The organism is Terriglobales bacterium (genome assembly GCA_035624475.1).
Lineage (GTDB): Bacteria > Acidobacteriota > Terriglobia > Terriglobales > Acidobacteriaceae > DASPRL01.
Window position 1 is genome coordinate 1 of record DASPRL010000332.1, and the last position, 7,482, is coordinate 7,482.

The following is a 7,482-nucleotide window of genomic DNA, read 5'->3' on the forward strand; positions in this document are numbered from 1 at the left end:
GCGCGGCTGGCGCTGGCGGTGCTGCTGTTCCCCGACTTCCAGCAGAACTTCTCGGTGGTGGACGACCTGCGGCTGCCACCGCCGCTGCCCTCGCCCGGCGAGGTGCGGCAGATGGCCTCGCGCAACAACCCGGAGCTGAGCGCGGCGCTGGCCGCGGTGCAGGTGGCCGACCACGAAGTCACGGCGGCCTGGGGCGGGCATCTGCCCTCGCTCAGCTTCGACTACTGGTACGGCATCGATGCCAACACCTTCGCCACGCACACTGGTCCCATCCTGAACCTGGGCTACGCCGCGGCCGTCACCCTCAACTTCCCCGTGTGGAACTGGGGAGCGACGCAGAGCAAGGTGAAGCAGGCGCAGTTGCGGCGGCAGCAGGCGCGCCTGGAGCTGAGCGCGGCCCAGCGCGAGCTCTTGGCCAACCTGGAGTCTTTTTACGGGGAGGCGGAGACGGCGCGGGACGAACTGGAGACGCTGCGAAATTCCGCCGAACTGGCGGAGCAAAGCCAGCGCCTGACCACCCTGCGCTACCAGGCGGGCGAGGTCTCGGTGCTGGAGGTGGTGGACGCGCAGAACACGCTCATCGCGGCGCGCAACGCCTACGATGACGGCGAGGCCCGCTACCGCGTCGCCCTGGCCAATCTGCAAACGCTCACGGGGAGCTTCTAAGAAACAGGAGGAACCGATGAGAGTCAGGAATGCGACGATGATGCTCACGACCCTGGCGCTGGCCCTGCTCGTTGCAGCCAGCATGCCAGGCAAGGAAAAGCCGCTCCGGCAGTCCGACCTGCCGGCGGCGGTGCGGAGGACGGCGGCCGAGTTGAGCCGGGGAGCCACGGTGCGCGGCTACTCCAGCGAGGTCGAGGATGGCAAGCTGGTGTACGAAGTCCAGTTGACGGTCAACGGTCACGGCGAGGATGTGACCATCGCGGCCGACGGCACTGTCCTCGAGGTGGAAGAGCAGGTGGCCCTGGAAGCGCTGCCCGCGGCGGTGCGGGACGCGCTCCAAAGGAAGGCGGGCGCGGGCACCATCACCAAAGTGGAGTCCCTCACCAAAGGAGGGAAGCTGGTGGCGTACGAGGCGCAGCTGCGTACCCAAGGCAAGAGGTCGGAGGTCCAGGTGGGCCCCAACGGCGAAACCCTCAAGCATCCCGAGTAATCCCGTATCATAGGAACGAGGCTGGCGAGATGGGAGGAGGGAAGACGAAGATCCGGGCAAACTTCCGGATGCTGGCGTTTGCTTCTGTCGCGACGGTGCTGGTGTGGCTCGCCGGATGTTCCCAGTCCGGCGACAAAGAGCCCGTGGTCAGCGTGCAGGCGGCGCCCGCCCAACGCACCAGCATCGACCGGGTGGTGGAGGCGGAGGGCGTCCTCTATCCCCTGCAAGGAGCGGTGCTCACTCCCAAGATCAGCGCGCCGGTGCGGCGCTTCCTGGTGGAGAAGGGCAGCAAGGTGCGGCGCGGGCAGTTGCTGGCGGTGCTGGAGAACCAGGACCTGGCGGCGGCCGAGATGGAGAGCAAGGGCGCCTACGAGCAGGCGCAGGCCACCTATGAGACCACCACCCAGGCCGGCGTCCCCGAGGCCATGAAGAAAGCGGAAGGGGACGAGAAGGCGGCGCGGGCCGCCTACGAGGCGCAGCAGAAGGTCTACGCCAGCCGCGAGCAGCTCTACAAGGAAGGCGCGCTGCCGCGCAAGGAGCTGGACCAGGCAGGGGTGGCGCTCACCGAAGCGCGCAACCAGTACGAGATCGCGCGCCAGCATCTGGCCGCACTCGAGGCCGGAGGGAAGCAGCAGCAACTGCGCGCCGCTTCTGGGGAACTGGCGGCGGCCAAGGGCAAGTATCTGGGCGCGGCGGCCCAGCTCGGCTACTCCGAGATCCGCAGCCCCATCGACGGCGTGGTCACCGAGCGCCCGCTCTATCCCGGGCAGATGGCGGCCGCGGGCGAGCCCCTGATCACGGTGATGGACCTGTCGCAGGTCATCTGCCGCATCCACGTGCCCCAGGAAGAGGCGGCGTTGCTCAAGGTAGGCGACGCGGCCACGCTGACCACGGGCACGGAGGAGGCCGTCCCCGCCAAGGTCGCGCTGGTGAGCCCGGCGGTGGACCCGGGCAGCACCACCCTCGAGGTCTGGGTGCAGGCGGCGAATAAGGACAACAAGCTGCGCCCCGGCACCAGCGCGCGGGTCGTGATCGTGGCCGAGCACGTGCCGGGCGCGGTGGTGGTGCCGGCGGCGGCGCTGCTGAGCAGCGAGGGTACGACCTCGGTGATGGTGGTGGGCGCGGACGGGCGCGCGCACCAGCGCAGCGTGCAGGCGGGCATCCGCCACGACAGCGAGGTCCAGATCACCGCCGGGCTGCAGGCGGGCGAGCGCGTGGTCACCACCGGCGCCTACGGCCTGCCCGACAACACCCGCGTCAAGGTGGAGGAACCCGGGAACGCCCAGGGAGGCGCGGGCAAGACGGATTCCTCGGGCCCCGACCACCAGTAGCACACCCCAGCGCGTATGGGCTTGCGCTCATTTTTCCATCCCGGACCCGGCCCCAGCGAGGCGGAGCAGTCCACCTACTGGTTCACGCGCCATGCCAAGAGCATCCTCTTCCTGATCGTGACTCTGGCGGCGGTGGGCGGCTACCTGGCCTTCACCCTGCCGGTGGCGGTCTTCCCCTCCACCGACTTCCCGCGCATCGTGATCGGGGTGGACAACGGGGTGATGCCCATCGACCAGATGATGGTGACGGTGACGCGCCCCATCGAAGAGGCGGTGAACAGCGTTCCCGGACTGCAGGCGGTGCGCTCCATCACCAGCCGCGGCTCCGCCGAGGTGGACCTGTTCTTCGACTGGAACGTGGACATGGTGCAGACGCTGCAGCTGGTGGACGCGGCGCTCTCGCGGGCGCAGTCGGAGCTGCCGGCCACCGCCCGCATCGAGAGCCACCGCCTCACCTTCGCCAGTTTCCCCATCCTGGGCTACAGCCTGACCTCCGACCGGGTCCCGCCCACGCAGTTGTGGGAGCTGGCCACCTACGAGATCAAGCCGCGGCTCAACCGCCTGGACGGGGTGGCCACGGTGCTGGTGCAGGGCGGGCAGGTGCCGGAGTTCCAGATCACGCCCGACCCGGCCAAGCTGCTGCAGGCCTCGGTGACCGTGCCCGACATCCTGGAGGCCATCCGCCGGACCAACCTGATCGAGTCGCCAGGGCTGTTGGAGCGCAATCACCAGCTCTACCTGGGCCTGGTGAACGGGCAGGTGCAGGATCCGGCGCAGATCGGCAACATCGTGATCAAGAGCACGCCCGCGGGGGTACCCATCCGCATCGGCGACGTGGCCCGGGTGGCGCCCGCGGTCAAGCCCGTGTACACCATCGTCACCGCCAACGGGAAGCCGGCGGTGCTGCTCAGCATCAACCGCCAGCCGCTCAGCAACACCCTGACCGTGGCCAACGAGGTGCACGACGAGGTAGACGCGATTCGCGCCGCCCTGCCCCCGGGCATCGAGCTGAAGCCCTTCTATGACCAGTCGGAGATCGTGAGCCAGTCGATTGGGAGCGTGCGCGACGCCATCCTCATCGGCCTCATCCTGGCTTGCATCATCATGGTGGTGTTTCTGCGCGACTGGGGGACCTCGATCGTGGCCGGTCTGGTCATCCCCGTCACCCTGCTGGTGACCGTGATCGTGCTGCGGGTGCTGGGGCAGAGCTTCAATCTGATGACCCTGGGCGGGCTGGCGGCGGCGGTGGGGCTGGTCATCGACGACGCCATCGTGGTGGTGGAGAACATCGTGCTGCACCGCGACACCGGCCAGGGGCGGCTGGAGGCCATCCGCAGCGGGCTGCGCGAGATCACCGTGCCCCTGGTGGGCTCCACGCTCACTCCGATCGTGGTCTTCCTGCCGCTGATCACCATCACCGGGGTGACCGGCGTCTTCTTCCGCGCGCTGGCGGTGACCATGAGCGCCGCCCTGCTGACCTCGCTCGCCCTGGCTCTGACCTGGACGCCCAACCTCAGCCAGTACTTGATCCGCGAGCCCAAGGCAGCTGCGGACCCACCGGCCCCGCCGCCGACCGCCGAGCCGCTCGCGCAGGTCGAGGACGCAGCGCTCACCGGGCGCTTCGGCCGCCTGGTGAAGTTCTACGAACGCTGGCTGCGCTTCGCGCTGGCGCGTCCGGGCGTGCTGGCCTTGCTCGCCGGGCTTCTGGTGGTGGCGTCGCTCGGCTGCTACAAGGCCCTGGGCACCGACCTGCTGCCGACGATGGACGAGGGCGGCTTCATCGTGGATTACATCATGCCCGCGGGCAGCTCGCTGGAGGAGACCGACCGTGTGGTCGGCCACATGGAGCGGATCCTGCGCGCCATGCCGGAGGTGGAGAGCACCTCGCGGCGCACCGGGCTGCAACTGGGACTGGCGGCGGTGACCGAGGCCAACACCGGCGACATTTCGGTCAAACTCAAGCCGGGGCGGCGCCGCGACATCGACGAGATCATGGCTGACGCCCGCGCCCAGATCGCCCAGCAGGAACCGGCGGTGGACGTGGAGTTCATCCAGGTGCTGCAGGACATGATCGGCGACCTGACCGGCGCTCCCGAGCCCATCCAGGTGAAGCTCTTCTCCACCGACCCGGAATTGCTGCGGCAGTGGGCGCCGCAGGTAGGCGAGGCGCTGCGCAAGGTCCCGCACGTGGTGGACGTGCTGGACGGCATCGAGAACTCCATCAGCGGCCCCGCCGTGGTCTTCCAGGTGGACCCGGTACTGGCGGCGCGCGCCGGCTTCACCCCCGAGGAGGTGGCCACCGACGCCTCCGCCATCCTGCAGGGCGAGCCCGCGGCCAATCCGGTGGTGGCCAACGACCGCGCCTACACCATCCGCGTGCGCTTTCCCGCCGCCAACCGCGCCTCACTCGAGGCCATGAAGAACACGCTGCTCAACAGCAGCAGCGGCACCACCGCCACCCTGGGCTCGCTGGCGCAGTTGAGCGAATTGCCGGGACAGACCGAGGTGCGGCGCGAGAACCTGCAGCGCGACGTGGCCGTCACCGCCCGCCTGGAAGGCCTCGACCTGGGCAGTGGCATGGCCGCGGCGCAGAAGGTGGTGGCCGGGATGAAGCTGCCCGCCGGCATCCGCGTGGTCTACGGCGGGACCTACGAGGAGCAGCAGCGCTCCTTCCACGACCTGATGGTGGTGCTGCTGCTGGCGGTGGTGCTGGTCTTCCTGGTGCTGCTGATGGAGTTCCGCAGCTTCGCCGCGCCCGTGGCCATCCTCTCCTCGGCGCTGCTTTCCACCTCGGGCGTGGTCCTGGCGCTGCTCCTCACCCGCACCAGCTTCAACATCGCCTCCTTCATGGGCCTGATCATGGTGGTGGGCATCGTGGCCAAGAACGGGATCCTGCTGCTGGATGCGGAGCAGAAGTACCGCGGGGAAGGCCTGAGCGCCGCCGAGGCCATCCTGCAGGCGGGGCGGCGGCGCCTGCGCCCCATCGTGATGACCGCGCTGGCCACGGTGGCGGGCATGCTGCCCCTGGCGCTGGGCCTGGGCGCGGGCTCCGAGATGCTGAAGCCCCTGGCCATCGCCGTCATCGGCGGCATCCTCGTCTCCATGGCGCTCTCGCTGGTCATCACCCCGGCCGTGCACTTCTATATGAGCGGGCATGCTTCCGGGGGAGGGTCGTGAGGTTCTGGCGCGCCCCGCTCGTATATACTTGCGGGTTTTCCGGGGTTCCGGGAGCAAGGAGGAAAGCATGGCTCTGCGTGGATGGCGCCGGCGGCTGCCCATGTTGGCGATACTCGCTGTCTTCCCGATGATGCTGGCGGCGCAAGCGGCGCCCCCGCCAGGGCAACAGCCGCTCACGGCCATGCCTTCGGTGATCACGGTGCCGCCGGAGGCCCAGCCTTCTCCGAACTTCAACGCGGAAGCCGCCACTCGTGCCTACCTGGCGGAGATCCCGGCCGAGAGCAAAGCCCGCTCCGACGCCTACTTCGAGGGCGGATACTGGCTGATCCTGTGGGACTTCCTCTACGGCGCCGTCATCGCGCTGCTGCTGCTGAACCTGCGCTGGTCGGCGCGCATGCGTAACCTGGCCGAGCGCATCACCCGCTTCAAGCCGCTGCAGACGGCGCTGTACTGGTTCCAGTACCTGCTGGTCGCCACCGTGCTGGGCTTCCCGCTGACCGTGTACGAAGGCTACTCCCGCGAGCACAAGTACGGGCTGGCCACGCAGAGCTTCGGCCCCTGGGTGGGCGACCAGGTCAAGGGCTTGCTGGTGGGGCTGGTGATGGGCGGCATCCTGGTCATGCTGCTGTTCGGGGTGGTGCGGCGTTTCCCGCGGCGCTGGCCGGTGCTGGGCGCGGTGGTGAGCATGGTGTTCCTCGTATTCCTGGTCCTGATCGGCCCCGTCTTCCTGCAGCCCATCTTCTACCATCCCAAGCGGCTCGAGGACCCCAGGATCACGCAGCCCATCCTGAGCCTGGCGCGGGCCAACGGCATCCCCGTGCGCGACGTCTATGAGATCGACGAATCCACCAAGTCCACCCGCATGAGCGCCAACGTGAGCGGCTTCGGGAACACCATGCGCATCACCCTCAACGACAACCTCCTGCACCGCGGCTCGCCGGAGGAGATCCAGGCGGTGATGGGGCACGAGATGGGCCACTACGTACTCGACCACATCTACAACGGCATGCTGTTCCTCAGCGTGATGGCGGTGATCTTCTTCGCCTACCTGGCCTGGTCGCTGCAGTGGGCGCTGCAGCGCTGGGGCGAGAAGTGGCAGATCCGGGGGGTGGGCGACACCGCCGTCCTGCCGCTGGTGGTCCTGCTGGGCTCGCTCTACTTCTTCGTGCTCACCCCGGTCTTCAATACCTTCACCCGCACCCAGGAGCACGAGGCCGACATGTACGGTCTGAACGCCAGCCGCCAGCCCGACGGCTTCGCCCAGGCGGCCATCCACTTGGGGGAGTACCGCAAGATGGAGCCGGGGCAGGTCGAGGAGTGGATCTTCTATGACCACCCCAGCGGCCGCCGGCGCATCCACGACGCCATGGAGTGGAAGGCGGAGAACCTGAAACTGATGGAGACGCAGCCCGGCTCCGGGCCCGCAACCCCGGGCTCCAGCCGGCCGTCTCCCCAATGAACGGAGGAGCATCATGAAAGCTCGTTGTTTATGCGGTTTGCTGCTGGTCATGCTGTTGCTGTGCCTGGTCCCGGCCGCCACCGCCGGTTCCCCGCCTCATTACAAGCTCACCAAGACCGTGGTCCTGGGCGGGGAGGGTTTCTGGGACTACCTGACGTACGATCCCGGTTCGCACCGGCTGTTCATCACCCGCGGTACGCACGTGATGGTGGTGAGCACCGATACCTGGAAGGTGACGGGCGACGTCCCCGACACCGCGGGCGTGCACGGCGTGGCCCTGGCCGGGGGACGCGGCTACACCAGCAACGGCCGCGAAGCCATGTCCACCGTCTTCGACCTGGCTACGCTGAAGGTGCAGG

6 protein-coding genes are annotated in these 7,482 nt (G+C 68.5%); all 6 read left to right on the forward strand.

Features of this window, described 5'->3' with window-relative positions; all coding sequences use genetic code 11:
* The coding region (locus VEG08_13175; protein ID HXZ28938.1) for a TolC family protein at positions 1-666 on the forward strand (666 nt) is incomplete at its 5' end.
* A gap of 37 nt (positions 667-703) precedes the next feature.
* A complete protein-coding gene (locus tag VEG08_13180; protein ID HXZ28939.1) occupies positions 704-1,156 on the forward strand; it encodes a hypothetical protein in 453 nt (150 codons plus the stop codon).
* A 68-nt stretch (positions 1,157-1,224) separates the two neighbouring features.
* A complete protein-coding gene (locus VEG08_13185; GenBank protein ID HXZ28940.1) occupies positions 1,225-2,487 on the forward strand; it encodes an efflux RND transporter periplasmic adaptor subunit in 1,263 nt (420 codons plus the stop codon).
* 15 nt (positions 2,488-2,502) lie between these two features.
* Positions 2,503-5,664: an efflux RND transporter permease subunit gene (locus VEG08_13190; protein HXZ28941.1), complete on the forward strand. Its 3,162-nt coding sequence runs from the start codon at positions 2,503-2,505 to the stop codon at positions 5,662-5,664.
* Positions 5,665-5,731: 67 nt separating this feature from the next.
* Positions 5,732-7,123 (forward strand): M48 family metallopeptidase, encoded by a 1,392-nt coding sequence (locus VEG08_13195; protein HXZ28942.1) that lies wholly within the window; start codon positions 5,732-5,734, stop codon positions 7,121-7,123.
* 13 nt (positions 7,124-7,136) lie between these two features.
* On the forward strand, positions 7,137-7,482 hold a 346-nt coding region (locus VEG08_13200), incomplete at its 3' end, for a YncE family protein (protein ID HXZ28943.1).